Annotated in this window: 31 protein-coding genes and 1 tRNA gene; 14 read left to right on the top strand and 18 right to left on the bottom strand. The window is 71.5% G+C overall.

Going from position 1 to position 26,396, the window contains the following annotated elements; translation table 11 throughout:
* Window positions 1–13: 13 nt before the first annotated feature.
* On the bottom strand, window positions 14–724 hold the full coding sequence (locus tag DQ384_RS06085) for an MBL fold metallo-hydrolase (RefSeq protein WP_114027707.1): 711 nt from the start codon (window positions 722–724) through the stop codon (window positions 14–16).
* 252 nt (window positions 725–976) lie between these two features.
* Between DQ384_RS06085 and DQ384_RS06080 the strand changes: the two genes are divergently transcribed.
* From DQ384_RS06080 to DQ384_RS06070, 3 genes are all read left to right on the top strand, one after another.
* Window positions 977–2,269 (top strand): PP2C family protein-serine/threonine phosphatase, encoded by a 1,293-nt coding sequence (locus DQ384_RS06080; protein ID WP_220182799.1) that lies wholly within the window; start codon window positions 977–979, stop codon window positions 2,267–2,269.
* 109 nt (window positions 2,270–2,378) lie between these two features.
* Window positions 2,379–2,591, top strand: coding sequence for a hypothetical protein (locus DQ384_RS06075; RefSeq protein WP_114027706.1), 213 nt, complete (start codon window positions 2,379–2,381; stop codon window positions 2,589–2,591).
* A 289-nt stretch (window positions 2,592–2,880) separates the two neighbouring features.
* Window positions 2,881–3,171, top strand: a complete 291-nt coding sequence (locus tag DQ384_RS06070; RefSeq protein ID WP_114027705.1) for a YiaA/YiaB family inner membrane protein — start codon at window positions 2,881–2,883, stop codon at window positions 3,169–3,171.
* 39 nt (window positions 3,172–3,210) lie between these two features.
* On the opposite strand, the gene DQ384_RS06065 is transcribed toward DQ384_RS06070, so the two are convergent.
* The 6 genes from DQ384_RS06065 to DQ384_RS06040 all read right to left on the bottom strand — a co-directional run bounded on the left by DQ384_RS06065 (window position 3,211) and on the right by DQ384_RS06040 (window position 8,436).
* The gene (locus tag DQ384_RS06065; protein WP_114027704.1) at window positions 3,211–3,843 is read right to left on the bottom strand and encodes a response regulator; all 633 of its coding nucleotides are present in this window, start codon (window positions 3,841–3,843) and stop codon (window positions 3,211–3,213) included.
* A gap of 225 nt (window positions 3,844–4,068) precedes the next feature.
* Complete coding sequence (macS, locus tag DQ384_RS06060; protein WP_114027703.1) at window positions 4,069–5,256, bottom strand: MacS family sensor histidine kinase; 1,188 nt, start codon at window positions 5,254–5,256, stop codon at window positions 4,069–4,071.
* A 75-nt stretch (window positions 5,257–5,331) separates the two neighbouring features.
* A complete protein-coding gene (locus DQ384_RS06055; protein WP_114027702.1) occupies window positions 5,332–5,634 on the bottom strand; it encodes an AzlD domain-containing protein in 303 nt (100 codons plus the stop codon).
* On the bottom strand, window positions 5,631–6,422 hold the full coding sequence (locus DQ384_RS06050; protein ID WP_114027701.1) for an AzlC family ABC transporter permease: 792 nt from the start codon (window positions 6,420–6,422) through the stop codon (window positions 5,631–5,633). Before DQ384_RS06050 ends, DQ384_RS06055 begins: the two co-directional genes overlap by 4 nt.
* Window positions 6,423–6,574: 152 nt before the next feature.
* The gene (locus DQ384_RS06045; RefSeq protein ID WP_425451418.1) at window positions 6,575–7,804 is read right to left on the bottom strand and encodes an ROK family protein; all 1,230 of its coding nucleotides are present in this window, start codon (window positions 7,802–7,804) and stop codon (window positions 6,575–6,577) included.
* A 68-nt stretch (window positions 7,805–7,872) separates the two neighbouring features.
* On the bottom strand, window positions 7,873–8,436 hold the full coding sequence (locus DQ384_RS06040) for a GNAT family N-acetyltransferase (protein WP_114027699.1): 564 nt from the start codon (window positions 8,434–8,436) through the stop codon (window positions 7,873–7,875).
* Between the two features lie 116 nt (window positions 8,437–8,552).
* Between DQ384_RS06040 and DQ384_RS06035 the strand changes: the two genes are divergently transcribed.
* The 4 genes from DQ384_RS06035 to DQ384_RS06020 all read left to right on the top strand — a co-directional run bounded on the left by DQ384_RS06035 (window position 8,553) and on the right by DQ384_RS06020 (window position 10,412).
* Entirely contained in the window at window positions 8,553–8,822 is a 270-nt protein-coding gene (locus DQ384_RS06035; protein WP_114027698.1) for a DUF6458 family protein, read from the top strand.
* Between the two features lie 265 nt (window positions 8,823–9,087).
* On the top strand, window positions 9,088–9,480 hold the full coding sequence (locus DQ384_RS06030) for a ChaB family protein (RefSeq protein ID WP_114027697.1): 393 nt from the start codon (window positions 9,088–9,090) through the stop codon (window positions 9,478–9,480).
* A gap of 234 nt (window positions 9,481–9,714) precedes the next feature.
* The gene (locus DQ384_RS06025) at window positions 9,715–10,152 is read left to right on the top strand and encodes a hypothetical protein (protein WP_114027696.1); all 438 of its coding nucleotides are present in this window, start codon (window positions 9,715–9,717) and stop codon (window positions 10,150–10,152) included.
* Entirely contained in the window at window positions 10,149–10,412 is a 264-nt protein-coding gene (locus tag DQ384_RS06020; RefSeq protein ID WP_114027695.1) for a DUF4235 domain-containing protein, read from the top strand. Before DQ384_RS06025 ends, DQ384_RS06020 begins: the two co-directional genes overlap by 4 nt.
* Window positions 10,413–10,777: 365 nt before the next feature.
* Here the strand turns inward: DQ384_RS06020 and DQ384_RS06015 are convergent, their stop codons facing one another.
* From DQ384_RS06015 to DQ384_RS06000, 4 genes are all read right to left on the bottom strand, one after another.
* Window positions 10,778–11,785: an SDR family oxidoreductase gene (locus DQ384_RS06015; RefSeq protein WP_114027694.1), complete on the bottom strand. Its 1,008-nt coding sequence runs from the start codon at window positions 11,783–11,785 to the stop codon at window positions 10,778–10,780.
* An 11-nt stretch (window positions 11,786–11,796) separates the two neighbouring features.
* On the bottom strand, window positions 11,797–12,051 hold the full coding sequence (locus DQ384_RS06010; protein ID WP_147268666.1) for a hypothetical protein: 255 nt from the start codon (window positions 12,049–12,051) through the stop codon (window positions 11,797–11,799).
* A gap of 238 nt (window positions 12,052–12,289) precedes the next feature.
* Window positions 12,290–13,186, bottom strand: coding sequence for a glycosyltransferase family 9 protein (locus tag DQ384_RS06005; RefSeq protein ID WP_114027692.1), 897 nt, complete (start codon window positions 13,184–13,186; stop codon window positions 12,290–12,292).
* Window positions 13,187–13,298: 112 nt separating this feature from the next.
* Complete coding sequence (locus DQ384_RS06000; protein ID WP_114027691.1) at window positions 13,299–14,528, bottom strand: glycosyltransferase; 1,230 nt, start codon at window positions 14,526–14,528, stop codon at window positions 13,299–13,301.
* Window positions 14,529–14,988: 460 nt separating this feature from the next.
* Here DQ384_RS06000 and DQ384_RS05995 point away from each other — a divergent pair, with 460 nt between their 5' ends.
* On the top strand, window positions 14,989–15,270 hold the full coding sequence (locus DQ384_RS05995) for a BON domain-containing protein (protein ID WP_114027690.1): 282 nt from the start codon (window positions 14,989–14,991) through the stop codon (window positions 15,268–15,270).
* Window positions 15,267–16,001, top strand: coding sequence for a metallophosphoesterase family protein (locus tag DQ384_RS05990; RefSeq protein ID WP_114027689.1), 735 nt, complete (start codon window positions 15,267–15,269; stop codon window positions 15,999–16,001). The genes DQ384_RS05995 and DQ384_RS05990 overlap by 4 nt, the downstream gene beginning before the upstream one ends.
* A gap of 259 nt (window positions 16,002–16,260) precedes the next feature.
* On the opposite strand, the gene DQ384_RS41035 is transcribed toward DQ384_RS05990, so the two are convergent.
* The 4 genes from DQ384_RS41035 to DQ384_RS05975 all read right to left on the bottom strand — a co-directional run bounded on the left by DQ384_RS41035 (window position 16,261) and on the right by DQ384_RS05975 (window position 17,997).
* Window positions 16,261–16,410 (bottom strand): GPGG-motif small membrane protein, encoded by a 150-nt coding sequence (locus DQ384_RS41035; RefSeq protein WP_181871055.1) that lies wholly within the window; start codon window positions 16,408–16,410, stop codon window positions 16,261–16,263.
* 242 nt (window positions 16,411–16,652) lie between these two features.
* Window positions 16,653–17,153: a DUF6328 family protein gene (locus DQ384_RS05985; protein ID WP_114027688.1), complete on the bottom strand. Its 501-nt coding sequence runs from the start codon at window positions 17,151–17,153 to the stop codon at window positions 16,653–16,655.
* Entirely contained in the window at window positions 17,150–17,485 is a 336-nt protein-coding gene (locus tag DQ384_RS05980) for a hypothetical protein (protein WP_114027687.1), read from the bottom strand. The genes DQ384_RS05985 and DQ384_RS05980 overlap by 4 nt, the downstream gene beginning before the upstream one ends.
* Window positions 17,482–17,997 (bottom strand): DUF1360 domain-containing protein, encoded by a 516-nt coding sequence (locus tag DQ384_RS05975; protein ID WP_425451417.1) that lies wholly within the window; start codon window positions 17,995–17,997, stop codon window positions 17,482–17,484. The genes DQ384_RS05980 and DQ384_RS05975 overlap by 4 nt, the downstream gene beginning before the upstream one ends.
* Before the next feature lie 115 nt (window positions 17,998–18,112).
* Here DQ384_RS05975 and DQ384_RS05970 point away from each other — a divergent pair, with 115 nt between their 5' ends.
* The gene (locus DQ384_RS05970; RefSeq protein ID WP_114027685.1) at window positions 18,113–18,715 is read left to right on the top strand and encodes a nucleotidyltransferase family protein; all 603 of its coding nucleotides are present in this window, start codon (window positions 18,113–18,115) and stop codon (window positions 18,713–18,715) included.
* A gap of 250 nt (window positions 18,716–18,965) precedes the next feature.
* Here the strand turns inward: DQ384_RS05970 and DQ384_RS05965 are convergent, their stop codons facing one another.
* A complete protein-coding gene (locus DQ384_RS05965) occupies window positions 18,966–19,334 on the bottom strand; it encodes a PRC-barrel domain containing protein (RefSeq protein ID WP_114027684.1) in 369 nt (122 codons plus the stop codon).
* A 221-nt stretch (window positions 19,335–19,555) separates the two neighbouring features.
* On the opposite strand from DQ384_RS05965, the gene DQ384_RS05960 reads away from it, so the two are divergent.
* A tRNA-Lys gene (locus tag DQ384_RS05960) sits at window positions 19,556–19,629 on the top strand.
* A 229-nt stretch (window positions 19,630–19,858) separates the two neighbouring features.
* The gene (locus tag DQ384_RS05955; protein WP_220182817.1) at window positions 19,859–20,743 is read left to right on the top strand and encodes an SDR family oxidoreductase; all 885 of its coding nucleotides are present in this window, start codon (window positions 19,859–19,861) and stop codon (window positions 20,741–20,743) included.
* A gap of 91 nt (window positions 20,744–20,834) precedes the next feature.
* Here the strand turns inward: DQ384_RS05955 and DQ384_RS05950 are convergent, their stop codons facing one another.
* On the bottom strand, window positions 20,835–21,647 hold the full coding sequence (locus tag DQ384_RS05950; RefSeq protein ID WP_114028009.1) for an ion transporter: 813 nt from the start codon (window positions 21,645–21,647) through the stop codon (window positions 20,835–20,837).
* A gap of 329 nt (window positions 21,648–21,976) precedes the next feature.
* On the opposite strand from DQ384_RS05950, the gene DQ384_RS05945 reads away from it, so the two are divergent.
* On the top strand, window positions 21,977–23,266 hold the full coding sequence (locus tag DQ384_RS05945) for a hypothetical protein (RefSeq protein ID WP_114027682.1): 1,290 nt from the start codon (window positions 21,977–21,979) through the stop codon (window positions 23,264–23,266).
* Between the two features lie 140 nt (window positions 23,267–23,406).
* Here the strand turns inward: DQ384_RS05945 and DQ384_RS41030 are convergent, their stop codons facing one another.
* Entirely contained in the window at window positions 23,407–25,407 is a 2,001-nt protein-coding gene (locus DQ384_RS41030) for an ABC transporter permease (protein ID WP_181871054.1), read from the bottom strand.
* 111 nt (window positions 25,408–25,518) lie between these two features.
* On the opposite strand from DQ384_RS41030, the gene DQ384_RS05935 reads away from it, so the two are divergent.
* On the top strand, window positions 25,519–26,391 hold the full coding sequence (locus DQ384_RS05935) for a phytanoyl-CoA dioxygenase family protein (protein ID WP_181871053.1): 873 nt from the start codon (window positions 25,519–25,521) through the stop codon (window positions 26,389–26,391).
* Window positions 26,392–26,396: the final 5 nt, after the last annotated feature.

Raw genomic sequence — 26,396 nt, 5'->3', positions numbered from 1 at the left:
TGCGGGGAAGCGGTCAAGAGCTGGCTGAGGTGAAGGATGCCGCTGTCGCGGTGAGGGTTTTGGCGACGTCGCCGGTTATCGGGGGGCCGTGGCCTACGCAGGCGAGGGTTGTTCGGAGGGTGGCGAGGGTTTGGAAGGAGCGGATGGTTTCCGCGCGGTCGTGGTTGAAGACGCCGAGGATTACCTGGCCCTCATGGTGGGCCACGGTGTCGCCGGTGAAGAGGACGCCCGCCTCGGGGAGGTGGATCGCGATGCTGCCGTGGGTGTGGCCGGGGGTGAAGATCACGTGGGCGCCGCCGCCGAAGTCGATGACCTCGCCGTCCTCCAGCTCGTGGTCGACCGGGCACGGCGGGGCCGGGGGAAGGTCGGCCGCTACCTGGGCGTGCAGGCCGCGCTCCCAGTCGGAGGCGTAGACGGGCGGCGGCCCGGGGACGTCGCCCCGGATCACGGGGGCCTCGACGCGGTGGGCCATGACGGTCACCCCGCCCCACACCCTGATCTCGGCCGCCGAGCCGGTGTGGTCCTCGTGGAAGTGGGTCAGCACCACGCGGGTCAGGTCGCCGCGCGCGAACCCCAGCTCGCCGATGGCCCTGGCGATGTCCTCGCCGGAGCCGGCGCGACCGGTGTCGACGAGGGTCAGCGAGCCGGCGTCCCGCCACAGGTACGCCTGGCCGAATTCGGGCTCCAGCATGAAGAGGTCGGGGCGAAGCCGGGTGATCTCCATGGACGGCACACTAGAACGCCGATCGGAAGGGGAGGCAGGGGTTTCGCCGCGAGCGCAGCGCGTGAGCTGGTCGAGGGGGCTTCCGGGTTCGTCCGGATCGGTAGGGACGGTCGAAGGTGGGCGGACGGGGGCGTAATTGCCACTACCAGGTAAAACGGCGTCCTTGGTTTGGTGCATGTCTCGCCAGCGTGTGGGGCCGGTGACAAGATTGTCCCGAAGGTCCATTGAAGGTCCCGGGCGGGGGTGAGCTCGATGGACGACCACTGCGGCATGGAACGCATGCTGACCGGCCTGCTGGACGCGAGCCATCTGGCCGGGTTCGACGAGATGCCGGCGATGGTGGCCGAGCACGCCGCGTGCGCCGGGCTGCGGGACGTGGTGATCTTCCTCGCCGACCTGCAGCAGGACGTCCTGCGCCCGATGATCGGCACCGGGCCGGCCACGAGCGGGCGGACGCCCGAGGAGCTCAGCGAGCTCAAGATCGACGCCACGCTGGCCGGGCGGGCCTTCCAGGAGGTGCGGATCCTGTCCGTCGCGAGCGGGGAGGGCGGTGCGATCTCGTGGTGGGTGCCGCTGCTGAACGGCACCGAACGCCTCGGCGTCATACGGGTCACCACCCCCGATGCCGGCGAGCGCTACCAGGAGGCGATGCGGTCGCTGTCGGCGCTGGTCGCGCTGATGATCGTCTGCACCCGCCGGTACAGCGACTCCCACGCCCGCCTCGTGCGCACCCGGTCGATGAACGTGGCCGCCGAGATGCTCTGGAACCTGATGCCCCCGCTGACCTTCGCGAACGCGGACGTCGTGATCGCCGGGGCGCTGGAACCGGCCTACGAGATCGGCGGCGACGCCTTCGACTACTCCATAGAGGGGAACACCGCGCACCTGGCGATCTTCGACGCCATGGGCCACGACGTCTCCGCCGGCCTCACCGCGAACCTCGCCGTGGCCGTCTGCCGCAACCGCCGCGTCGAGGGCGACGGCCTCGCCGAGAGCAGCAGGGCGGCCGAGCGGACGCTGCTGGAGGAGTTCGGCAGGGACACCCGCTTCGTCACCGCGATCCTCGCCGACATCGACGCGTCCACGGGCATGCTGAGCTGGGTCAACCGCGGCCACCATCCTCCGGTGCTGATCCGGGGCGGACGCCACACGCTCACCCTGCGCTGCCCGCCGTCCCACCCGCTGGGTCTCGACCTCGGCATGCCCATCACGGTGTGCGAGCAGCAACTGGAGCCGGGCGACCGGGTGCTCCTCTACACCGACGGCATCACCGAGGCCCGCAACCCGCACGGCCAGGAGTTCGGCCTGGCCCGGTTCGTCGACTTCATCATCCGCCGCAGCGCCGATGGCCTGCCGATCCCCGAGACGCTGCGCCGGCTGATCCGCAGCGTGCTGGAGTACCACCACGGCGGGCTGCAGGACGACGCGACCGTTCTGGTGGCCGAGTGGCACGGGGACTCCGCGCACCGGGGGCTGGGGGACATCGTCACGCCGGAGGACGTCCGGGCGCGAGCGTCTTGCGCGGGGGACAACCGCCCCGCGTGACCCCGGGGCCACCGTCGAGCACGGCCGAGCACACGGTCGAGCACACGGCCGAGCACGGTAAGCACGGCCGAGCACGGTTGAGACGGCCCTCATGGGTAGGGCTGGTGGTATGAAACGTCGGTACAACGTCCGCACGATCACAGGTGCCGCGGGACTCATCGTCTTCCTGGCCCTCGCCCTCTACGGGGGCATCTCGCAGGCATGGCTGCTGTTCTTCGCGGGCCTGCTGCTGGCCGTCGGCTGTATGGCGTACGTGATGGTCACGGGCGAGAAGTGGAAGACCGAACGCGAGGACAGCACCCCCAAGGTCAAACGCGGCTGAGAGAACGCCGTCGCCGGGGGCGGGAGGAAAAGGCGTCGCCGCCTCGGGCGCGCGCCGAGATGAGGCGATGCCTCGCCGAGACGGCCGGGGCGTGCCCGCCGGGGCACCCGCGCGGCCCCGGCCCGAACGCCCGTCCGCCATATCCGGAACACCCGGCATCCGCGGGGCGCCGGCCGACCTGGAGCCGGTCCGCCGAGCCGGTTCCCCAGCGTGGCCGGGCACCGTACTCAGGCACTCCGGGTACGTGTACTCAGGCACGGGGCGCCGGGGGAGCGGGACCATCGATGGCATGAGCAAGCCGATTCACCCCACTATGACCTCGGCCTACTACGCCCAGTGCGTGATCTCCTTCGGGGTCGCGCTGGGCAGCGTCGCGATCGGGGTCGCCTACCTTCCGGTGGACGCCTGGGTGCGCGCGTTCCTCGCGATCGCCGTGCTCTACACCGTCACCTCGGCCTTCGTGCTCGCCAAATGCGTGCGCGACCGGCAGGAACTCGTCGCCATGGCCAGCCGCGTCGACCAGGCGCGGCTCGACAAGCTGCTCTCCGAGCACGACCCCTACAAGGTCGACAGCCTCTGACGCGGGGACACCTGCCGGACCGAACGGGGGCCCGGCAGGTCACTCCTCGTCGAGGCCGCGCTCGATCGCGTAGCGGACCAGCTCGACGCGGTTGTGCAGTTGCAGCTTGTTCAGCGTGTTCTGTACGTGGTTCTGCACCGTGCGGTGGGAGAGCACGAGGCGTTCGGCGATCTGCTTGTACGACAGGCCCTTGGCGACCAGCCGCAGCACCTCGGTCTCGCGGTCGGTCAGGCGCGGCCCGCCCGAGTCCGGGCCGGTACGCCCGGCCAGGCGGCGGTACTCGCCGAGCACCAGGCCGGCCAGGCCCGGCGTGAACACCGGCTCCCCCTCGGCGGTGCGCCGGACGGCGTCCAGGAACTCCTCCCGGCCGGCCGACTTGACCAGGTAGCCGGAGGCGCCCGCCTTGACGGCCTCCAGGACGTCCTCCTGCTCGGCGCTGGCCGACAGGACGAGCACGCGCGGGGGCGGGTCGCAGGCCGCGAGGCCCCGGGCGACCTCCACCCCGGGCAGGTCGGGCAGCCGCAGGTCGAGGATCACCACGTCGGGACGGACGGCGGCGGCGACGCGCAGCGCCTGACGGCCCTCGCCGGTGGTCGCCACCACGTCGTAGTCGGCCTCGCCGAGGTCTCGGGCGACGGCGTCGCGCCACATCGGATGGTCGTCCACCACCATCACCCGAAGCGTCTTCACCACCGTAACTGTACGGCCACCACCGAACCGGGCCTAGCGCGCAGAGCCACGGTGGCCCCTCACGATGCTCAGGGCCGAGGGGCCTTTTCACCGCGTCGGCGAGCCGGTCGCCGGATCACCTCGCACTCCCGCCCGCCACGCTCCTTCCTCCCCGGCGCCGGGGCGGTGGGACGTGGCGCGGGGAATCCCGCGCCGCCGTACGGGCGCTCACCGGCGGAGCTTCGGGAGGAGGCGGCGGGGAGGAGCGGGGGCTGGCACGGGGACGGTCATCTCGACCTCGGTGCCCTGGCCCGGGACCGACACGATGCCGACCTCGCCGCCCAGCCCGGCGATCCGCCCCCGGATCGACTGCGCGACGCCGAGGCGCCCTTCGGCCTCCGCCTCCGCGAGCCGTCCCGCGGGGATGCCGGGGCCCTCGTCGCGCACGGTCACGGTGACGCGCGCGTCGTCCACCTCGGCGAACACCCACGCGCGGGCGTCGTCCCCGCAGTGCGCCCGGACGTTGTCCAGCGCCGCGCCGACGGCCGCCGTCAGCTCGCGCGCCCATCCGGACGGCAGCGGGATCGGGGTCGCCGGGGTGGAGACGGTCACGGTCGGCGAGCCATAGCGGCGCAGCAGCGCGCCCGCGTCGGCGAACCCGCCCCCCTCGCGCCCCGGCCCGTGGTCGCCCGTGCGGTCATGCCCGGCCGTCGCGGGCCCGCCGCGGACCATCTCGCGCAGCGCCGCCTCCTGCTCGCCCGCGAGCCGTCCGAGCTCGGCCGCCTCCCCGCCGATCTCCAGCCCGCGCCGTCGCACCAGGGCCAGTACCTGCAGGACGGAGTCATGGATGCCCCGGGCCAGCCGGTCCCGCTCCCGGCCCGCCGCCTCCATCTCGGTGGCGCGTTGCAGGCGTTCCTCGGCCTGCTTGGTGAGCCGGGCGACGTGCCCCACCACGGCGCCGGACAGGATGAGCAGGACGGAACCATTGATCGGCACGGAAAGGTGGTCAAACCCGCCCGAGCCCCGCAGCCACATGTCGCCGAGGGACAGCACGATCGCGGTCACCAGGCCCGCCCGGCGTCCCGCGTGCACCGCCCATGCCAGCACCGGGCCGCCGATCCAGGTCGCGGTGATCGGCATGACCCCGGCCGGGCCGGCCTCCGGGCCCTGGATGTAGGGGGAGGAGAGCAGGAAGCCCAGCGTGACGAGCACGTCGGTCAGCAGGAGCGCGCGGGACCTGGCGGTCGAGTAGGCGAGGGACGTGATCGCCGTCCAGAGCGCCATGAGGCCGATGACCAGCCATCCCGCCACGGGACGCGCGTAGCCTCCGGCGCTCGCCAGCAACAGCGCCGCGTACACGAGCGAGGCGACGCGGTAGACCGCGATGGCCCGCCAGAACGAGGACTCGATTCCCATTCACCCTCATCACGCTCGTACGGCGTGGACACCGGTGGACCCGACTATAAGGAGACATGTCCTCCTATGCCGGGGTCACATCAGCAGCCGGAGGAGCGCGGTGGCGGCGACCGCGGACCCGACCACGATCAGGAACGGGGCCCGCAGCAGCAGGGCGATCACGGCCACGCCCAGCCCGGCGGCGCGCGGGTCGAGGGTGAGGTGGTGGCCCGACGAGAACGTCTGCGTGGCGATCAGGGCGCTGAGCAGGCCCACGGGGAGGAGCGCGGCGATCCGGCGGGTGCGGGGGTCGCGCAGGATCCGCTCGGGGACGGACAGCCCTGCCAGCTTGAACAGGTAGCAGCCCACGCTGGCGGCGATCACGGCGTACCAGATCATCGGACTTCCTCCTCGGAGGGGGAGCCGCCGCCGGGGCGCCGGGAGTTCCGCGGCTCGGCGTGGTGGGACGCCGATTCCTCCGGCGCGGGTTCCTCGGGCGGGGAGTCGTCGGGCCGGGAACCGTCGCCGGGGTGCTCGGCGTCCCCGGTGTCCCGCAGGCGCAGGGCCAGGACCGCGACGGCCGCGGCGGCGAGCAGGACGGGAACCCCGGCGGGCAGCAGCGGCGTCGCCGCCAGCGCGGTCGCGGCGGCCACCAGGGCGACCAGCCACGGACGGCCGGACCGCATGCGCGGGGCCAGCAGGGCGAGGAACGCGGCGGGCGCGGCGACGTCCATGCCGAGCACCTCCGGATCGGGCAGGACCTGCGCGCCGAGCGCGCCGAGCAGGTTGCCGAGCCCCCACAGCGCGTACATCGCGAAGCCCGTGGCCCAGAAGCCGAGCCGCCCGGCCCGCTCGGGCTCCCTGCCCACGGCCATCGCGGTGGTCTCATCGATGACGAACTGCGCCGCGAACGCCTTGCGGGCGCCCCGGACGTTCAGCAGGGAGGCGAGGCGCAGCCCGTACAGGGCGTTGCGGCCGCCGAGCAGGATGGCCACCGCCGCGCCCGCGAACGGCGCGCCGCCGACGCCGATCACGCCCGCGATGGCGAACTGCGAGGCGCCGGTGAACATGAGCAGGGACAGGGCGAGGGTCTGCGGGACGGTGAGCCCGGCCGCCGTGCAGATGGCGCCGCAGGACACGGCGTACGCGCCGCTGGTCAGGGCGATCCCGCCGGCGTCGCGGAGCACGGACGCCCGCTGGGCGCGCCACCCGGCGTCCTCGGCGGGGTGAACGGTGGTGTCGTCGGCCCTGCCGGGAGAGCGTGAGGGATCGGGGACGTTCGCGTTCAGGGGATCTTCCTAACTACCGTGCGCTTACCGGGCTTCGCCGAACGCCGGGCTCAGCCCGCGATCGCCCGGTCGACCGTGTGGGGCGCCAGGACGTGCTCGATCACCATCACGGCCGCCCCCACGACGCCGGCGCGGTCGCCGAGCCGGCTCGAACGGATGCTGAGATCGTGCGTGGCCAGGGGCAGCGACCGGCTGTAGATGACCTCGCGCACCCCGGCCAGCACGTGCTCGCCCGCCTCGGAGACGTCGCCCCCGACGACGATCACCGCGGGGTTGAAGAAGTTGACGATCGAGGCGAGCACGTCGCCGATCTCGCGTCCCGCCTGCCGGACGAGCCGCACCGCCTGGACGTTGCCCGCGCGCACCAGCTCGATCACGTCCCGGCTGCCCTCGGCCCGCAGCCCGGCCGCGCGCAGTTGCCCGGCGAGGGCGGAGCCGCTGGCGAGCGCTTCGAGGCACCCGATGTTCCCGCAGCGGCAGACGACGTCGTCGGCCGTGGTGACCCGAATGTGGCCGATGTCCCCCGCCGCGCCCTGGGCGCCCCGGTGCAGGCGGCGCTCGGAGACGATGCCGCAGCCGATGCCCGTGCCGATCTTGACGAAGATGAGGTGGTCCACCTCCGGCTGCCCCGCCCAGTGCTCGCCGAGCGCCATGATGTTCACGTCGTTGTCGACCAGCACCGGCGCGCCCAGCCGCGAGCCGAGCCACTCGGGCACCGGGAAGCCGTCCCAGCCGGGCATGATCGGCGGGTTGACCGGCCGTCCCGACGAGTGCTCCACCGGGCCGGGTAGGCCGACGCCCACCCCGGCGATCTGGTCGGAGGTGAGGTCGTGGGTGGCGAGCAGCTCGGTGAAGGCCTCGACGAGCCAGCTCAGCGTGGGCTCGGGGCCCCGGTCGATGGGCAGGTCCGCCGTCCGTTCGGCGATGATCTCGGTCCCGAGGTCGGTGACGGCGACCCGGGCGTGGGTGGCGCCGAGGTCGGCGCCGAGGACGACGCGCGCGCCGCTGTTGAAGGCGAACGCCGTGGCGGGCCTGCCGCCGGAGAAGATGGCGTCCCCGGCGGGCATGATCAGGCGGTGGTGCATGAGCGCGTCGAGACGCTGGGAGACCGTGGATCGGGCCAGGCCGGTCATCTGCACCAGCTCGGCACGGGTGCGGGCCTGGCCGTCCCGCAGGATCGACAGCAGTGCCCCCGCGCCGTAGACCGCTCCACTCGGCTCACTCGACATGCCCGCAGTCAACACGGATCCCTTCGCGAACGTCAAAGCTGGTCGTCCCACCACTTTCCGCGCACGGGGGTGTTCTTCGACCGCACCGGCCCTCCCATTCAATACGACGCCGTCACGGCTCAGCGGACCGGATACCCCCGGTGGGCCGCCCAGTCCGTGGCGAGGACGGACATGACGATCGCGTCGTGCCACTCGCCCTTCCAGCGGAGCGCGTCCCGCAGCACGCCCTCCTTCACGAAGCCGACCTTCTCGTAGACGTGGTGGGCGCGGGCGTTGAACGCGAAGACCTCAAGGCCGATCCGGTGGACGCCGGCCGTCTCGAACGCGTGGGCCAGCGTCAGCCGGATGGCCTCGGTCCCGTACCCCTTGCCGTACGCGGCCGGGCCGACCAGCGCGATCCGCATGTTGCACGACAGGTTGTCGGTGTCGAGATCGTTGAGGACGATCTCGCCGACGTAGCGGCCGTCGGCGGCGTCGCAGATCGCGAGGTCGAGCCGGTCGTCGTGGTCGCGGCGCCCGGCGTACCACCGGGCCACCGCCTCGTAGGTGAAAGGGGCGTGCGAGCCGGTGAGGCGGCGGGTCTCGGGGTCGCGCACGAGCTCCCACAGGCCGTCGGCGTACTCGGGACCGACGGGGCGGAGCACCACGCGCGTGCCGGTCAGGGTCGGCTTCTTGCTGAACATCACGGTTCCAGTGGGTACCACACGTTCCTCGTGCGCGGGCAACGCGCCGGCGCATGCCGACGTTTGAGACTCGCAGGAGGGAAAGTACAGGGGGCGTAGAGCGAAGGAGGCTTTCCATGACCATCGCCGGAAGCATCATTTTGATCATGCTCGGCGCCATACTCACCTGGGCCGTCGAGTTCGACCTCGCGGGGATCGACATCAACGTCGTCGGCGTGATCCTCATGCTGGGCGGCATCGTCGGGCTGGTCTTCGGTATCTGGCGGCTGAACAACGTGCGCCGGACCGCCGTGACGACCCGCACCACCCCGGTGAGCCCCGTCGGCACCGTCGACCCCCGGACCACCGTCTACGAGGAGCGGCGCTACGACGACCCGATGGTCTGACCCGGCGAGGACGCCGGGACGGCGAGACCGGTTCGGTGGGCGCGGTGAAACTGCGAAATGTCATGCCACGGTTGGCCTCACGGATGGCTTCTCCCAAGAATCCGGCGGTTCGCGTCGCCGAACCGCCGGTGCGGGAATGAAGTCGTAGGTCATCGCCGCAGCGTCGCCGCGCACGTCCGGCATGCCCGGCCTCCGGGTCGCCGTAGGTACGGACCCGGCACCCGCCTCGGCGGACCAGGCGAGTAGATCCGAGGAGGAAGACGTCATGCCTGGCAAGAAGGAACTCCCGTCGACACTCGAACGGTCGCCGAAGAAGGCGCAGGAGACGTGGATCAAGGCGCACGACTCCGCCGTCGAGACCTACGGTGAGGGCGAGCGCGCCCACCGCACGGCCTTCGCCGCGCTGAAGCACTCGTTCGAGAAGATCGGCGACCACTGGGAGCCGAAGGGAAGGAAGGGCCCGTCCGACGAGCAGGCGGCGCGCAGCACGCCCGAGCCCGGCCACACGGCCGAGGGCGTCGACGCCAACGCCAGCAAACAGCACCTGTACAAGGTCGCCGCCCGCCTCGGCGTCGAGGGCCGTTCGAAGATGAGCAAGGCCGAACTCGTCGAGGCCATCAAGAAGGCCAACCGCAGGGCCACCGCGAAGGCCCGCTGACCTCGGGGGATCCGCCCCGGTCTCCCGCACGCCCGGTTCGTCCCGGGCGCGCTCGGGCCGTTTCGCGTGGCTCGCGCCGTTCGTCCCGTTCGTATGTCCCGCCCCCCGGTTCGCGAACCCGGTCCTGTTCGTGATCCCGGCCGCGCATCCGCTTCCGAGGCGCTCACCTGGCGGAAAAGCCAGTTAGAGCGCCCCTTCCGGGGGTAGCGGGGGTCCATGGCAAAGGAGGACACGATGGCGGATATCACGGATCGTGCGCAGGGCGCGCTGACCGGAGTCAAGAACAACGCGAACGACCTCGCCTCCAAGGCGGGAGACCAGGCCGGAGTGGTGGCCTCCGCGGCCGGCGAGAAGGCCGCGGAGCTGGCCTCCAAAGCCGGCGACAAGGCGGGGGAGCTCGCCGCCAAGGCGGGCGACAAGGCGGGCGTGCTGGCCGCCAAGGCCAACGACAAGGCGGGCGACCTGGCCACGTTCGCCGGGGAGAAGGCCGGGGACCTCTCGGTCAAGGCGGGCGAGCTCGCGGGCAAGGCCCGGGACGCGATGCCCCCCGAGGTGAAGGACGCGGCCGACAAGGTCGTCGCCCAGGCGAGGAACCGTCCCTGGCTGGTCGCCGCCGCTGCCGCCGGCGTCCTGGTGCTCTGGCGGGCGGCGAGGAGGAAGAAGCGGTCGTGAAGAAGCTGGCCTACAGGTCCGTCGGCGCGCTCTCCGGAATGGTCGGCGGCTACGTCTCCGGGGTGATCTTCAAGCAGCTCTGGAAGCTGGCGGCGGGCAAGGACGACGCGCCGCAGGCCACCTCCTCGCAGTACGGCTGGACGGAGGTCCTGATCGCCTCCGCCATCCAGGGCGCCGTCTTCGGGGTCGTGAAGGCCGCGATCGACCGCGCGACCGCCGAAGGCATCGCCAACGCCACCGGAACCTGGCCCGGCGACTGACGCGCACCAGGCCTCATGGCCCGCCACCGGCCCCCGGCGAAGCGCTCCTCATCGGACAACGCTGAGCCAAGGCCCTGCCTCTCGACCCGTCCCCGGCCCGCACCGCCGGGGACGCTCGCGGGGCAGGGCCTTCTCACGTGCCCGCAGGGCCTTCTCATGTGCCCGGAGCCAAAGCCCGGAGCCAAGGCGAACGTCCAGTGAACGGCCTCACGTGTTCGGAGCCAAGGCTCGGGCTCGAAGCCAGGGCCCCTCGAAGCCAGGGCTCGGAGCCGAGGCGAAAGCCCCCGTGAACGGCGATCAGCCCCCGTACGCGGCCGGCAAGGAGGCGGGCCGGTCATGCACGGGGGCCGAGTGTCGTGGGGCGGTCAGCGGCGGAGTAGCGTGCGGACGGCGAGGGCCGTCGCGGCGGCGCCGCCCAGGGCGGCCGCCAGCCGGTTGCGGTTCTGGGAGAGCCACACCTGGACGCTGCGGTCCTTGGAGCGGGCGTCGAAGCTGCCGTGGGCGCCGTAGTCGCGGTTCTCGTCCGCGGGCTCCCACAGGTTGGCGACCCCGGTCGGCTTCTTCTCGTCGGTCTGCTGGGAGCGGACGCCCGTCCTGCCGAGGTAGCGGTCGATCAGCCCCGGCACGAGCCGCTCGCCGATGATCGTGGCGGCGGTGCTGCCGCCCACCCAGTACTCCCGCCGTGACGGGTGCTCGGCGGCGTACACGATGGCCCGCGCGGCGACCTCCGGCTGGAAGATCGGGGGAACGGGCTGGGGGTGCCGGCGCAGCCGGGACAGCACCCAGTCGAACTGCGGGGTGTTCACGGCCGGCAACTGCACCATGGTGATCTTCACGTCGCTGTGGTCGTTCAGCAGCTCGGTGCGGATCGACTCGGTGAAGCCCTTGATCGCGTGCTTGGCCCCGCAGTACGCCGACTGCAGGGGAATGCCGCGGTACGCCAGTGCCGACCCGGTCTGGACGATGACGCCCTGGTTCCTGGGCCGCATCCGCCGCAGCGCGGCACGGGTGCCCCAGACGTACCCGAGGTAGGTGACGGCGGTCGTCCGCTCGAACTCCTCGGGCTCGATCTCCAGGAACCGTGCGAAGACCGAGGAGAACGCGACGTTGATCCACACGTCGATGGGACCCAGATCCCTCTCGACGGCGTCGGCCGCCGCCTCGACCTGCTCGTGGTCGGCGACGTCTGCGGGGAAGACCTTGGCCGTCCCGCCCTCGCCGCCGACCTCGGCCGCGGCGGTCGCGAGACCGGTCTCTCCCCGCGCGATGAGCGCGACCTTGGCGCCCTTCTGTCCGAGAATGCGTACGACCGCGCGACCGACGCCACCGCTGGCGCCGGTCACCACGACCACCTTTCCGCTCAAGCTCGACATGTCCGCGCCCTTCAGCCGGTGGATCGGGGGCCGGTGCCGAGGCGGCGCTGCCGCCGTACGGCCAGGATGACGTCCACGACGGCGACCACGACCACCACGCCGAGGATCACGGCGGGAATCGTCGCGCCCGCGATCAGCGAGAGCGCGCCGAGCGCGATCGCGACGAACAGTACGAACGACGCGAGGCGTATGTGGATGACATCCCGGGGCGTCGCGGCCACCATCGGCTTGCCGGTCTCGGACCGCTGTTCAGGAGTCTCGTGCACTTTGCGTCCCCCTTCCCGGTGGACACTCCCCATACCCGACAAATCTGACGTCATGTCTGCTCCGGGTCTTCGCTCGCGCATCTTCGCAGGTCAAGCACGTCGTCCTTCCTGCCTTCCCGACGCCGGCGCGCCGATCAGCGACCGGACGCCGATCCGGTCCCGCTACCGCGCCCAGGCCTCTCCAAACCTCACCCTGGGCGGCGCGCACCCCCGTGGTCAGGGGGACGGACCCCGGTGATCAGGGCACGGACGCCGAAAGCACCTCGCGCGCGGCCGTCACGACCTGTGCCACGCTCACCGCCGCGGGATCGGTCCCGCCCGCGAGCGCCCGGTGCCACGGACGCCCGGCGGGCGGCCCCCACCGGGCGGGCGACTCCGGCGCGAAGACCACCACCGACGGGGTGCCGTACGCCGTCGCCACCTGCGCGACCCCGGCGTCCGCGCTGACCACCAGCCGCGCCCCGGCCACCAGCGCGCACAGCTCCAGCAGGCTCACGCGGCCCGCCAGGACGTCGCGCGGGGACAGCCGGGCCTGCGCCGCGACGAGCAGTGCCAGGGGACGCTCACGGCGGCTCCCGGTGACGACCACCGGCAGCCCGTCGGCGGCCATCGTCCGCGCCACCTCGGCGAACCGCTCGTGCGGCCACCGCCCCGCCGCCCGCCCGCGCCCCGGGTGGATCACCACCGCGCCGGGCGCGGGGTTCGGGCAGTGCGGCACCGCGAGCCCGAGGTCGCCGGGGTCCGCGCGCGAGCCGTACCACGTGACGAGCCGGCACCAGCGCGCCACCTCGTGCTCGTGCTCGCGCCAGGTCGGCCCCTTCAGGCGGGGCAGGGACGGGTGCGCGAACGCCCACAGCCGGCGCGGGTGCAGGTCCATCACCAGGTGGTGGCTCCTCGGGCCCCGGCCCTGCATGTTGACGGCCAGGTCGAGCCGCCTGCCGTCCCAGACCAGTTCCTCAGGCCCGCGGGTGGGGATCACGCCGCCCACCGCGCCGGACAGCAGGGCCAGGTCCCGCAGCCCGCCCGGCGCTGCCAGCACGACGCTCAGCCCGCCCCGGTGCAGCGCCCGCAGGGCCGGTACGGCGGTGAGCAGCTCACCGACGCCGAGCGCGCGCAGCACCAGGGCGACGCTCATCGTTCTCGCGCCCCCGGCGGGGTCCGCGGATCGCGAGCGGGGCCGCTCACCAGGTCTTCCTCCGGCGGGCCGTTCCCGGCGCCTTCCTCCGGCGGGCGGAGGCGGTCGCGCGTCACGACGCCTTCCTTCCCGGCCGGAGGGGGTCGTGCGCCTCGGCCGCGTCCGCGACGACGTCCTCGTACACGGCGGCGGTCGCGGCGGCGATCCTCGGCCACGCGTAGCGGGTCCTGGCCCGCCGCGCACCCGCCTTCCCGTACGCCGCGCGCAGGCTGGGGTCGGCCAGAAGGCTGTTGACGGCGGCGGCGAGCGCACGCGGGTCGCGGGGCGGCACCAGCGTGCCGGTGCGGCCGTCGACGACCGTCTCGCGCTGGCCGCCCACGGCGGAGGCGACCACGGGCAGCCCGCACGCCATCGCCTCCAGCGCGACCATGCCGAACGGCTCGTACCACGGCACGCACACGGCCACGTCGGCCGCGCGCATCAGCGCCGGGACGTCCTCGTGCGCGACCTGCCCGATGAAACGGACCCGGGCCGCGACCCCGGCCTCCGACGCGGCGCGCCGCAGCCTCGCCACCTCCGGATCGCCGTCCAGTTCCTCCGCCGGAGGGCCTCCGGCGACGATCAGCTCGGCGTCCGGGATCAGCCGCATGGCCTCGATGATCGTGAGGACGCCCTTGCGGGGCACCAGCCGCCCGATCGACAGCAGGCGCAGGCCGTGCGGACGCGGCGCTGCCGGGCCGGAGGGGCCGAACCCCGCGCTGTCGACGCCGCATGGCACGACCGTGACCGCGCGGCGCGGCACGTCCATGCGCGTCAGCTCGTCCACCTCGTCGCCGCAGGTCGCCACGATCTTGGCCACCCCCCGCGCGACGACGGTCTCGGCCTTCAGGCGCTGCTCGGGGCTGGTGTCCTCCGGTCCCTGGTGGCGCCGCTTGACCACGCCGAGGGCGTGGAAGGTGTGGACGACCGGCACGCCGGGGTCGCGGGCGGCCGCCAGCGCGGCGAGGCCGCTCATCCAGAAGTGGCTGTGCACGACGTCCGGCGGGCGGAACAGCCACCGCTGACGCAGCCAGTGCGCGAAGTCGGGGACGTGCGCGAGGATCTCGTCCTTCGCGATGCGGGCAGGCGGTCCGGCCGGGACGTGCACCACGGACACGCCGGGCGCGTACTCCACCGTCTCGGGCAGATCGGGATCATCCCTGCGCGTGTGGACGGTGACCTCGTGCCCCATGGCGGCCAGCGCCCTCGCCAGGGCGGCGACGTGGACGTTCTGACCGCCGGAGTCCACACTGCCCGGCATGGCCAGCGGGCTCGCGTGCTCGGACACCATTGCTACCTTCAACGGCTCTCCTCCAGGTTGGCCAATCCTTGGCCGGTTACCTGGCTCGGGGTCACGGAGCTCAGGGGGATGCCCGGCGGGCCGGGCGGGACCACGCCTGGCGCGCCACCCTCAAGAGAGCGGACCACGGAACCGTGACGGCGGCGTGACGGCACCGCTCCGGCGGCGAACGCGGGTCGCGAGGTGCACGGGACGCAGGGTGCACGATGCCCGGCGCCGGTGGGCCCGTCGCACGGGTGCGTGCGGCCGTCCGGGCGCCCGGACCGGGTGACGTGAGCGCTCGCGCCATCAGGCGTGAAGATCGGATGACCCGCACGCGCCGCCGGCGTCCCGAGGCGCGCACGTCCTGGACACTTTGCTAAGGCACCGTTCTATCCTGAAAAGCAAGGACCAAACCTATCCCCGGTTTCGCCCACGTCATCACGGGCACGGCGAGACCAGGACTCGATCGGAGGGGGTAGACATGTCCCACGAGGCTCCGCATTCCGTCGCCTCGCACCACGACGCTCCCCACTACGTCGCCGCGCGTGTGCAACGGGCCCTCGCGGAGGACGAGCGCACCTACGAGCTGGGCATCCGCGTCGACATCCGCGGCGACCAGCTCTTCCTGCGCGGCCAGGTGGAGGGCGCCGAGCGGCGTGCGCATGTGGCGGCCGTCGCCGTCGAGAACGCGCCGGGGCTCACGGTGCACAACGAGGTGACCGTCGTCGAAGTACGGGAACCGGGGGAGGAGGAGACCCTGTGAAGGTGAGAGTCGCCGCCGTCGGCGACGTCCATCTGGGCGAGGACATCCGTGGCAGATACCGCCCCCGGCTGGAGGGCATCGAGCAGCGCGCGGACGTGCTCCTGCTCGCGGGGGACCTGACCCGCCACGGCACGCCCGAGGAGGGGCGCATCGTGGCGGAGGAGTTCCGCGACCTGCGCGTCCCGGTGGTCGCCGTGCTCGGCAACCACGACTACCAGTCCGACGCGGAAGACGAGATCATCGCCCTGCTCCGCGACGCGGGCATCCACGTGCTGGAGGACGACTCCATGGTCATCCCCTGCGGGGAGGCCCGTCTCGGCGTCGTCGGGGGCAAGGGGTTCTGCGGCGGGTTCGCCGGCAAGTGCGCGAGCGAGTTCGGCGAGCCGGAGATGAAGGCGTTCGTCCGGCACACCCGCGAGATCGCCGACCTGTGGCACAAGGCGCTGAAGGGCCTCGACGTCGACCATCGGGTCGTGCTGAGCCACTACTCGCCGGTGAAGGACACCCTGGCGGGCGAGCCGCCGGAGATCTATCCGTTCCTCGGCAGCTACCTGCTGGCCGAGGCGGTCGACGCCGAGGGCGCCGATCTGTTCGTCCACGGCCACGCGCACGCCGGGGTCGAGAAGGGCGTGACGCCGGGCGGCGTCCGCGTCCGCAACGTGGCCCTGCCGGTGCTGCGCCGGGCCTACGCGGTGTACTGCCTCGGCGGCGAGGATCCCGAGAGCTGCTGACTCCCGCACGGGTTCACCGGCCCCGCCGAGGATTCTTGGCGGGGCCCGTTCCTGTCGTGTGCGGGCCCGTCCTCACGGGCCGGTCGCGTTGGACAGGCCGGCGGCCGCGTCACAGAGGCCGGGCCGGGCCGCCGCCTGTCGTAGGTGTGAATCGGAGTGTGCCTGGCGTACCACGACCGCGGACGGCGGACCGGGTGCGCCGGTCCGCCGTTTCCGCGTTCTCACAGCCCCGGATCCGGGGCTGGTCGTCGTGGTACCGCTATGGGTGAAAGATGCTGACACCGCCCGGGCCGACGAGGAAGCCGAGGACGATCAGGACGATCCCCCAGAGGAGATCGCGACGAGCCAGGATGACGTAGATCCCGGCGATGACCAGTACGACTGCGATGATCCAGAGAAGTGTTCCCATGGGCATCCAACTGCCCTGACAAATCAGACCTTAACGTCTTTGCGGATCAACTCTTCCCCTCGCTCGGTTCATGGGCAAGTAACACCCAACCGACGCCCTGAACTGCGCAAACAACGCATGGCTCCGCTGCGTCGTCCGCCCGGTGCCCCGGAAGGCGGCCGGGTGACACGAGGAAAGGGCGCTCCCCGTAGCCCGGGGAGCGCCCTTTCGGCCGTCCGTACGCGCCTCTCGGCGCCCCTCGCTCAGAACTCCTCGAACGGCTGCCCCCGCCGGTACCGCGTGACGATCGGCTGGACGAACCACAGCCAGCCGCTCAGCCCCGCGACCCCGCCCGCGAGGAGCGCCGCCGGCAGCACGCCGAGGTACGACTCCACCACCAGGCCGGTCGAGCAGGTCATCGAGATCGCCAGGGCGATGCCGCCGACCACGCTGAGCCGGTTGGCCCGGTGGAGCATGGTCTCCTTCAACGTCGTGCGGAACAGGATGCGGTGCTGGGTCGCCGGGGCGATGAAGCAGATGGAGGCGATGGCCGCGCTCAGCATGGCGACGTAGAACAACCACCGCCCCGACTGGTCGACTTTCCCGAACCCTGTGGAAAAAGGAAGGGTGAGCAGGAAAGCGAACAACACCTGCACACCCGTCGCGGCCACGCGCAACCCCTGGAGTAACTCCCCGAGCTCACGGTCGACCCGCTCCTTGTGGGTCTCGTCGGACTCGGGCCCGGCCATGTCGCTCATCGTCATCGGTGGTACCCGGCTCTTTCCCGCCTGTTCGAACGGACGATCCGCCGCGCGGCGAACAACGCGCCCGCCAGCGCGACATAGGCCAGCAGGCCCATCAGCAACGTCAGCCACAGCGCCCCCGACACGCCCGCGACCACGGCGAGCAACGTGCATGCGACCAGGCCCAGGACGGCGATCTCCAGCAGCTTGCCGTAGCGGTTGTCGTGCAGCGCCCTCAGCGCCGTGGTCCCCGGTAACGCCGTGCGGGCAGCGTCGGCGGCGGCTCGGGGGTTCGTAGTGTACGAGGTGGTGGCGGTGTTCCTGATGGCGGTGTTCCGGGAGGCATCGGTCATGAGTCGGATTCCCCCTCGGCCACCTGTGTCAGCCGCGTGTACGCGAGCTGCAGCCAGTCGGAGACGGCGACGGCGGACATCGTCGCCCCGGCGAGCCTGGTGAAGCGGGGCGCGAACACCATGCCGGCGGCGTACGCGGTCGCGACCCACTGCGCGAGGCAGAAGGGGCAGGTCACCAGCTCGCCGACGGCGTGCCGGACGCCGTGGCCCCGGACCTCCTCCCTCAGTTCCGCAGGACCGCTCACTCCGGCGTACCGTGTGAAGGGGGCACGAAGCGGGCTCGTGACGGGGTCCTTGCTGAGGGTGCGGGACACGCGGTGCGTGGTCAGCCCCATCAGCACGAGGTCCAGCGGGGCGATCCGCTCCGGCGCCTTGACGCCCATCAACCTGCCCAGTCCCACCAGGCCCGCGACCGCACCGCCGTAGACGGTGAGAATGCGCAGGTAGGAACCGAGCGGACGATCGGTCCCGTTCTCGTAGGCCCGTTCCTCCTTACGAAGCGTGTTCTTCACAGAAAGGGTCATAGGCGCCGAGTACCCCCACGGGGCACGACCATGCCCCGTGTTTGGGCTGGAGAACGGGGGGTAGTCATGATCTTCCACCATCGCTCTACATGGGGGGTGAGCTTTGGGAAGCCACACGCATGAGGTCACCGACGCGATCATCGACACGCTCAAGCGGGCCGGCTCGGCGCTCAAGGCCGAGGGCATCCGGTTCGCGCTGGCGGGTGGGTGCGCGGCCTACGCGCGCGGCGCGGCGCCGTCGCTGCACGACGTCGACTTCGTGCTCGTCGAGGAGGACGTGCCCCGCGCGCTGGAGACCCTGAGACAGGTCGGCTTCCGTACGGCCAAGCCGCCGGAGGACTGGCTGGTCAAGGCCTTCGACGAGGAGGACAGGCTCGTCGACCTCATCTTCAGGATCGAGGAGCGGCCGATCACCGCCGAGATGATCTCCCGCGCCCACATGATCAACACGGCGGCCCTGAGCCTGCCCGTCCTGGACGCCACCGACCTGGTCATCTCGTGGATCATGCCGATGTCGGAGCACAGTTGCGACTACGGCTCGATGCTGCCGCAGGTCCGCGCCCTGCGCGAGCAGGTGAACTGGGACCGGGTCGCCGAGGTCGTCTCGGTCTCCCCGTACGCCTCCACCTTCCTCACCCTGCTGGACCGCCTCGGCGTCGCCTGCCCCAAGCCCCCCGCCGACGACGCCGACACCCGCTGGCCCTGACCCGGACACCTCTGAGACCCGGACACCTCTGACCGGGGGTCTCTGATACAGCGGCCCGGGAACAGCACCCACCCGGCGCGGACCGCAAGGCTCCAGGCTCGCGATCAGCTCCACCGGTTCCCGCTCCCACGACGCGACGAAGGCCGCGCCTGGCAGGCGCGGCCTTTATCCGATCAGACCCGGAAGGCCGGTTCAGGACGTGAAGGTTCCCGTCCGGCGGCCGGGGAATCGAACCCGTCGATGGGCGGGACTAGAAGGTGCCGGTCCCTCCGTAGGGGAAGCGTCCGTAATAGTCGCCGACCCGGTTGCGGTACTCCGGCTCCTTGAACGCGGCCTCGTCGAACTCCGGAGAGTCCTTGATCTCCTGCTTGGTGCGGCTCAGGAAGACCTTCTTCTCCTGCGGGTCGATCTGCGTGACCGTGCTGGCCGGGAGCATGACCTTCTTTCCGAAGATCCACGGCCCGGTGTCCACGATCAGGTAGCTCTCGCCGACCTCGTACGTGGCCTCGTCCACGGAACCGATCCGGCCGTCCGTCGCCTCGACGTGATATCCCACCACGTCGAAGCTCTGGTGCGCGCCGGTGACGGTCGGGCTGTAGCTCCAAAGGTCCTGCTGCACTTGCGTCTCCCTTCGATCGACTTCGTCGGGACCCATCGACTACCCGTCTTCACGCCGCCAAACATCGGCCCGCCACGACGACCGCCTTACCTCCACGCCACCCCGCCCTACGGCCCCGCCCTATGGCCCGCCCGCTCACCCCGCCGACAGCCCAGGTCACAGGACATGCCGGAACAATGTCACAGGCACCCCCTTTGTGCCGCTACCCTAGATGGAGTCACGCGCCGCTAGCTCAGTTGGTTAGAGCAGCTGACTCTTAATCAGCGGGTCCGGGGTTCGAGTCCCTGGCGGCGCACCGCACAGAAACCCGAGCTCGGCACGACGAGCTCGGGTTTCTCTCTTTCTTGGAGGGACCTCCGCCTCTCTCTGGACAGCCCGAGGCGCGCCGTTAGTTGCTCGATGGGCCTGGTCTGGGCGCTGGAGCGTCGAGGACCCCTCGCCCAGCGGCTACGGCACGAACTCGACGCTGTGCTGGCCCCGCACCTGCCACCCGGACACGACCACGACATGGAGGAACCATGACCATGGAGAAGCGGCCGCTGGCCGGAAAGGTGGCGCTGGTTGCCGGCGGCACCCGCGGTGGCGGGCGGGGCATCGCGGTCGAACTCGGTGCCGCCGGTGCCACGGTGTACGTCACCGGCCGCAGCAGCGGCGCCGGGCGCTCCGATCTGGACCGCCCGGAGACCATCGAGGAGACCGCCGGGAAGGGCATCCCGGTCCGCATCGATCACAGCCGCCCGAACGAGGTCCGGGCGCTCGTCGACAGGATCGCGACCGAGCAGGACGGACGGCTCGACATCCTGGTCAACTCCGTATGGGGTGGCGATCCGCTGACCGACTGGGAGCACCCCCTCTGGGAACAGGACCTGGAAACCGGGCTTCGGCTGCTGCGTCAGGCGGTGGAGACCCACGTGATCACCAGCCGGTTCGCGCTTCCGCTGATGGTCGTCCGCAAGACCGGCCTGGTTGTGGAGGTCACCGATGGCAACACCGCCCGTTACCGCGGCTCGTTCTTCTACGACCTGGCGAAGTCGGCGGTCATCCGTCTCGCCGTCGCACAGGCCTCCGAACTGAAACCGCACGGCGTCGTGGCCGTGGCGATCACACCCGGCTTCCTGCGCTCGGAGGCGATGCTGGAACACTTCGGCGTCACCGAAGCCAACTGGCGAGACGGCGTGAGCAAGGACCCCAACTTCGCCCACTCCGAGACCCCCGCCTACCTGGGACGGGCAGTGGCCGCCCTGGCCGCCGACCCCAACGTCATGGCCAAGACCGGACGAGCGCTGGCTACCTGGGGCCTGTACCAGGAGTACGGCTTCACCGACATCGACGGCACCCAGCCGGACTTCGCCGCCCACTGGGCCCGCAGCCTGGAGGATGAATACGGGCCTCTCGGAGAGCCGCTGTGAGCGTGGTCGTGGAGGCGGCGGACAACCGGCCGGCCAAGAACGATCATGCAAGATGAAGTATGTAACTTGGGGCGATGTGACGCCCGGAAGGTCAGACGGGGGTGCGCGGGCGGGGCTGGTGGCCGTTCTGGTGGGTGAGGAGCTGGTCGAGTTTGGCGTTGACGGCGGCCAGGTCCTGCTTGAGGCGGCGGAGTTCGGCCTGGGTCTCGGTCTCGGCGGGGGAGGGCTCGGCGTCGTTCATGGCGTTGACCACCACGGCGATGAACAGGTTCAGGGCCACGAAGGTGGACATCAGGATGTAGACGATGAAGAAGATCCACGCCCAGGGCTTGTGCTCCATCACGGTCTGCGCCGTGTTGCCCCAGTCGTCGCCGGTCATGATCTGGAAGAGGGTGAACAGCGACCGGGGCAGGTCGTCGAAGCGCTCGGGCGCGATGTCGCCGAACAGCTTGGTGGCGATCACCGCCGCGATGTAGATCATCAGGACGAGCAGGCCGATGATCGAGGCCATGCCGGGGACGGCGGCCAGCAGCGCGCTGACGACGCGGCGCATGCTGGGGACCACCGACAGCAGCCGCAGGGCGCGCAGGATGCGCAGGGCGCGCAGCACCGAGGTCGGGCCGGAGGCCGGGATGAGCGCCATCGTCACGATCAGGGTGTCGAACCAGTTCCACGGTTCCGCGAAGAACGACCTCCGGTACGCGTACAGGCGGGCGACCAGTTCGAGGACGAAGACGCCCAGCGCGATCCGGTCCACGACGTGCAGGAGACCTCCGATCCGCGCGGTCAGGTAGGCGCTGGTCTCACACCCGATCGTGACGGCGTTGACGACGATCACCAGGATGACCGCCCGCTGCACCAGTTGGGTCTCCAGGACGGAACGAACACGCTCGTGTGGTGACAACGACACCGCTCCCCGTGAGGCACATGATCCACACGATTGTGGATCATCCCCGGAGACGGCGAGACCGGCCCGGGGAAATCGGGAAGGGAGATCCCGATCACATCCCGGGATATCGGGGATCACATGGGCGGCGCCGGGGATCACACCCGCGCGACGCCGGCGACGCCCTCCCCTCCCCGCGGGCCGATTAGTGCCGAAACCAATCCTGAGCCGTACTTCTTACGGATACTCTCGGCTTTCGTGCGGACGCGGTCCGTAGCGGCCTGCCCGACGCCTCGGCGCTCGTCGCCGTCGGGCGGGCCGCCAGGTCCCGGCGAGGGAGAAGCGATATGGAAACTGAGGGCTGGGCGGTGGTCGCGGCTTCGGCCGGTGAGGTGATGAGCGACGAGGCGGTCGATCGGCTGCTGCTCTGCCTGGCCGAGGCCACCGAGCGGCTGCTCGCGGACCAGGCCGAGGCTCTGCGGCTGATGCGGCACATCTCCGATGCCAGAGACCGGCGGCGGCCGGGGCCCGCGGGGGAGGCGGGCACGCCGGGGGACGTCCGCGAGGGGCTCGTGGACGTGGGCCAGGGGGCGCGGGACGGCGGCGAGGCGGTGGCGGGCGGAGCGTTGCGGATCGACCCGCGGGAGGCGATGAGCGCGCTCCAGGAGATGCTCGCCGAGCAGGTCGCCAACGATCTGGAGGACGCGGCCGGGCTGTTCGTGGCCTGGTGGGCCGACGTCGCCGTGTGCGCCGTGGTGGCCGAGCTCACCGGGACGGGGCTGACGGCCGTCCGGGCGGCCGCGGGCGATCCGTACCTGCACATGGACGACGACCGGCTGGCGTTGCTGCCCGCCGTCCCCGAACAGGACCGGCAGCTCGCCGAGCTCGCCCTGCGCATGGACGAGGGGATGTCCTCCTTCGGAGGGTACGGCGGCCTCGCGCCGGTGGGCGGCAGGGACTTCGCCGCCGAGCTCGGGCTCATCGTCCGGGTCGGCGCGAACGGCGAGCAGGTGCTGGCCGACGGCGGCTCGTCGGAGTCGCGCCGACGGCGCCTGTGGGGCCGCATGTGGCTCGACCTCCAGATCCCGCGGCTGCCGGAGACCGCCGAGCTGGTCGAGGCGCTGCGCGACGCCGGGGCGTCGTCCGCGACGGTGGAGGCGGTTTCCGAGGCGGCGTCGTCCGTGGACGCGGCCGTGGCGGCGAAGATCCGCGCCCGGGAGCTGGAGGACCGGCTGGAGAAGATGCAGCAGACGGCCTTCCGGCTCGGGAATCCCGGACGGTCCGCGGATTCTCAGGAGCCCGGACGGCCCATGAATTCCTGGGAGCCCGGAGGGCCCATGGATTCCGGGAAGCCCGAGCGGCTCGGGGATTCCGGTGAGTACGCGCGGCCGAGGGAGTTCGGGGAACCGGGACGGCCGGAGGTGGCCGGGCAGGCACGGGAGCCCGGCAGGCCGGGCGAGACCAAGGGACCGGGGGAGTTCGGGGAGCTCCGGGAGTCCGATGACTTCGCCGAGCTGGACGCCGAGGTGGGCGCCCTGTGGAAGGACGCGGAGCGGCTCACTCGCCTGCTCGCCGCCTATGCCCTGACCCTCACGACCCACCTTCCCGCCCTCCGCCTGGCCCGGCGCGCGTCCTGAGCCCGGCGCGTTTCCCGCAGGACGTTCCCCGCAGGACGTTCCCCGCAGGACGTTCCCCGCAGGACCTGCTTCCTGAATCCGGCGTGCCCCTCAGGAGGGCGTGTTTCCGGAAGGCGGCCGCCTGTCTGAAGGCGGGTGGGTCATCGGTGGGTCAGGCGACGGAACTGGTGGACGCCGAGGGCCAGGGCCGCCGCGGCGAAGGCGGCGAGGGTCAGGAGGTCGCCCGTGAGGGACGGGCGCCAGCCCTCGACCACGAGGACGCGCATCGACTCGATGGCGTAGGTCAGCGGGTTGAGGCGCGCGGTCGCGGCCATCCACGCCGGCATGGCGTCCAGCGGGACGAACGCGTTGCTCGTGAACAGGATGGGCAGGCTCACGAACCCGGTGATCGCGAAGAACGCGTTGTGGTCGGGGGCGCGGCAGGCCAGCGCCATGAACAGGGCCGAGAACGCCATGGCCAGCAGGGCGGCGACGGCGAGCACCACAAGAGAGCCCGGCAGCGAGGTCGCGGGCCGTACGCCGAGCGCCGCCGCGACGAGGAGGATGCAGGCCGCCTGCGCGACGCCGAGAGCCATCTGGAACACCAGGCGGCTGATGAGCAGGGAGCTTCGGCCGATCGGCATGCTCATCAGCTTGTTCAGGTAGCCGGTCTCCTTGTCCCAGAGCAGCGGGACGGCTCCGCTGACGCCGGTGCTGACGACCGTGAACGCGATCACGCCGGGGAGCATGAACGCGATGTAGTCGCCGGTCCCGACGACCCGCGAGTCGACGGCGCGGCCCATCGCGCTGCCCAGGAACACCAGCCAGATGACGGGCTGGAGAAGCGTGAACGCCAGATGGAGCCGTTCACGGCTGAGTTCGAGATACCAGCGCCGCAGCAGCGCGGCCACTTCCCGCGCCCGCGGCCCCGCTGACCCCGTCGGAAGGCGTGAGCCGCCGGGCGAAGAGGGCGGCACCGGGGCGATGGGGCGTTGCCGCCCGGGATGGGCGAGCAGGGCCGTCGGGGCCGACGGGTCTCCACCGGCGGAAGGGGTGGACCGGACGCCCCCAGCGGAGGGGGTGGACCGGACGCCTCCGTCGCGCGAGTGCGTGACCGCCGGGGTGTGTGGGTGGCCTTCGGCGGCGGGGCGAGGGCGGGCGGGGGGCGTTCGCGTGTCCTCGTGGAGGGCGTGGACGGTCTCCCCGGTGTCCGTGGGGGACGCGGCGGGGGTCGTGAGGTCGCGGCCGGTGTGGTGGAGGAAGACGTCGTCGAGGGTGGGGGCGCTGCGGCCGACGCTCTCCAGGTCGATGCCGCGGTCCAGGGCCGCGCGCATGACCTCGGGCAGGGCCTTGGCGGCGTCGTCCACGAGGATGCGCAGGTGGCGCCGGTCGGTCAGCGTGATCTGCCGCACCCAGGCAGCGCCTTCGACGGCGGTGCGCAGCTCGTGCGGCGCGGTCGTCTCGACGTGGACGGTGTCGGCCGCGACGCCTCGCTTCAGCTCGGCCGGCGTGCCGGTGACGACCTCGCGCCCGCCGTCGATGATGGTGATGCGGTCGCACAGGCGGTCGGCCTCGTCCAGGTAGTTGGTGGCGAGGAGCACGGTGATGCCCTGGTCGCGCAGCCGGCGCAGGTGGTCCCAGACGCGGTGGCGCGACTGGACGTCCAGGCCCAGCGTGGGCTCGTCGAGGATCAGCAGTTCGGGCAGGTGGAGCAGCCCGCAGGCCAGGTCGAGCCGCTTCTGCATGCCGCCGGAGTACTCGGCGACGAAGCGGTCGGCGTCGGGCAGCATGCCGACGATGTCGAGAACCTCCTCGACGCGCCGCGCGCGTAACGAGCGGGGGACGTGATTGAGGTCGGCCTCCAGTTCGACGCTCTCGCGGCCCGTGAGCCGGTGGCGCACGCCCTTCTCCTGCGAGACGTAGCCGAGCCGGCGTCTGACCTCGGCGGCCTGGCCGACGACGTCGAGGCCGCAGACCAGTGCCCGGCCCTCGCTGGGCGCCAGCAGCGTGGTGAGCATCTGAATCGTCGTGGTCTTGCCGGCGCCGTTCGGGCCCAGCAGGCCGTAGGTCTCTCCGGCGGCGATATGGAGTTCCAGGCCGTCGACGGCGCGGCGGTCGCGGAACACGCGGGACAGGCCCACGGTCTCGATGATCTCGTGCATCCCCGATCCAATTCCCCGTCCAGAGTGAACGATTATCCTACTTCCGATCACCAACCCGAGGTGTTAGGTTGGTCGAGCCCCTGACTGATATTTACGGGGAGGGTCGTCATTTTGAGCACGGACCTCGCGAAAGAGCTCGAAGAAAACGGTTTTTGTCTGGTGCCGAAAGCACTCGATTCCACCGTTATCGAACGGCTCGCAGAACTCGCCGCCAAGCGTCTCGCCGTGGCCGAGGGCGAGCACCTGTCCCGGTACGCCCACCACGGCAGCCTGCTGCCGCTCACCATCGAGGACCACCCCGTCCCCGAGATCCTCACCTCGGACGTGCTTCGGGGCACGTTCGCCGCGCTCGGCTTCACCGATCCCCGCTGGATCAGCGGGTACGTCATCGCCAAGCCGCCGCGCTCGCCCGGCCTGTGGTGGCACCAGGACTGGTGGGCCTGGGGCCACCCGCGCACCTATGTCAGGCAGCCCACGCAGATATTCATCATGATTTATCTGGAGCCCACCTCGCGGCGTAACGGCTGCCTCCGCGTGATACCGGGAACGCACCTGAAACGCCACCGGCTTCACGACGTTCTGGAGACGCCGCACACCGTGGAGATCGAGGCGGCGGCCCACGATTCGGTCAATCACCGGGAGGTCGACGGGGAAATCGATATCGAGGCCTCGCCGGGCGATCTGGTGATCGGGGACGTCAGGGTCATCCACGCGACCCATTCCAACGAGACCGATGCGATGCGCACGGCCATCGACCTGCTGTTCATTCCCCATTTCGGCACATTGCCCGACGAGTTCAAAGCGCATTACATAAACCAGATCTGCCTGCCACCCGCGGGATGGTGGGAGGACCCCGGCCACCCGCTCCAGGGCACCGCCGTGGGCGCGATGCTGCCCACCTACTCCGGCCCCGAGGTCGGTCCCGTCGAGTTCTGCCGGCGTCCCCGCTGGCCCGCCGGGTGGCAGTCTGGACTGACCACCTGAGGAGG

The organism is Sphaerisporangium album, from assembly GCF_003323745.1.
Lineage (GTDB): Bacteria > Actinomycetota > Actinomycetes > Streptosporangiales > Streptosporangiaceae > Sphaerisporangium > Sphaerisporangium album.
Note: the sequence above shows the minus strand (reverse complement) of the source record. Positions and strands in the feature narration are given on the sequence as shown.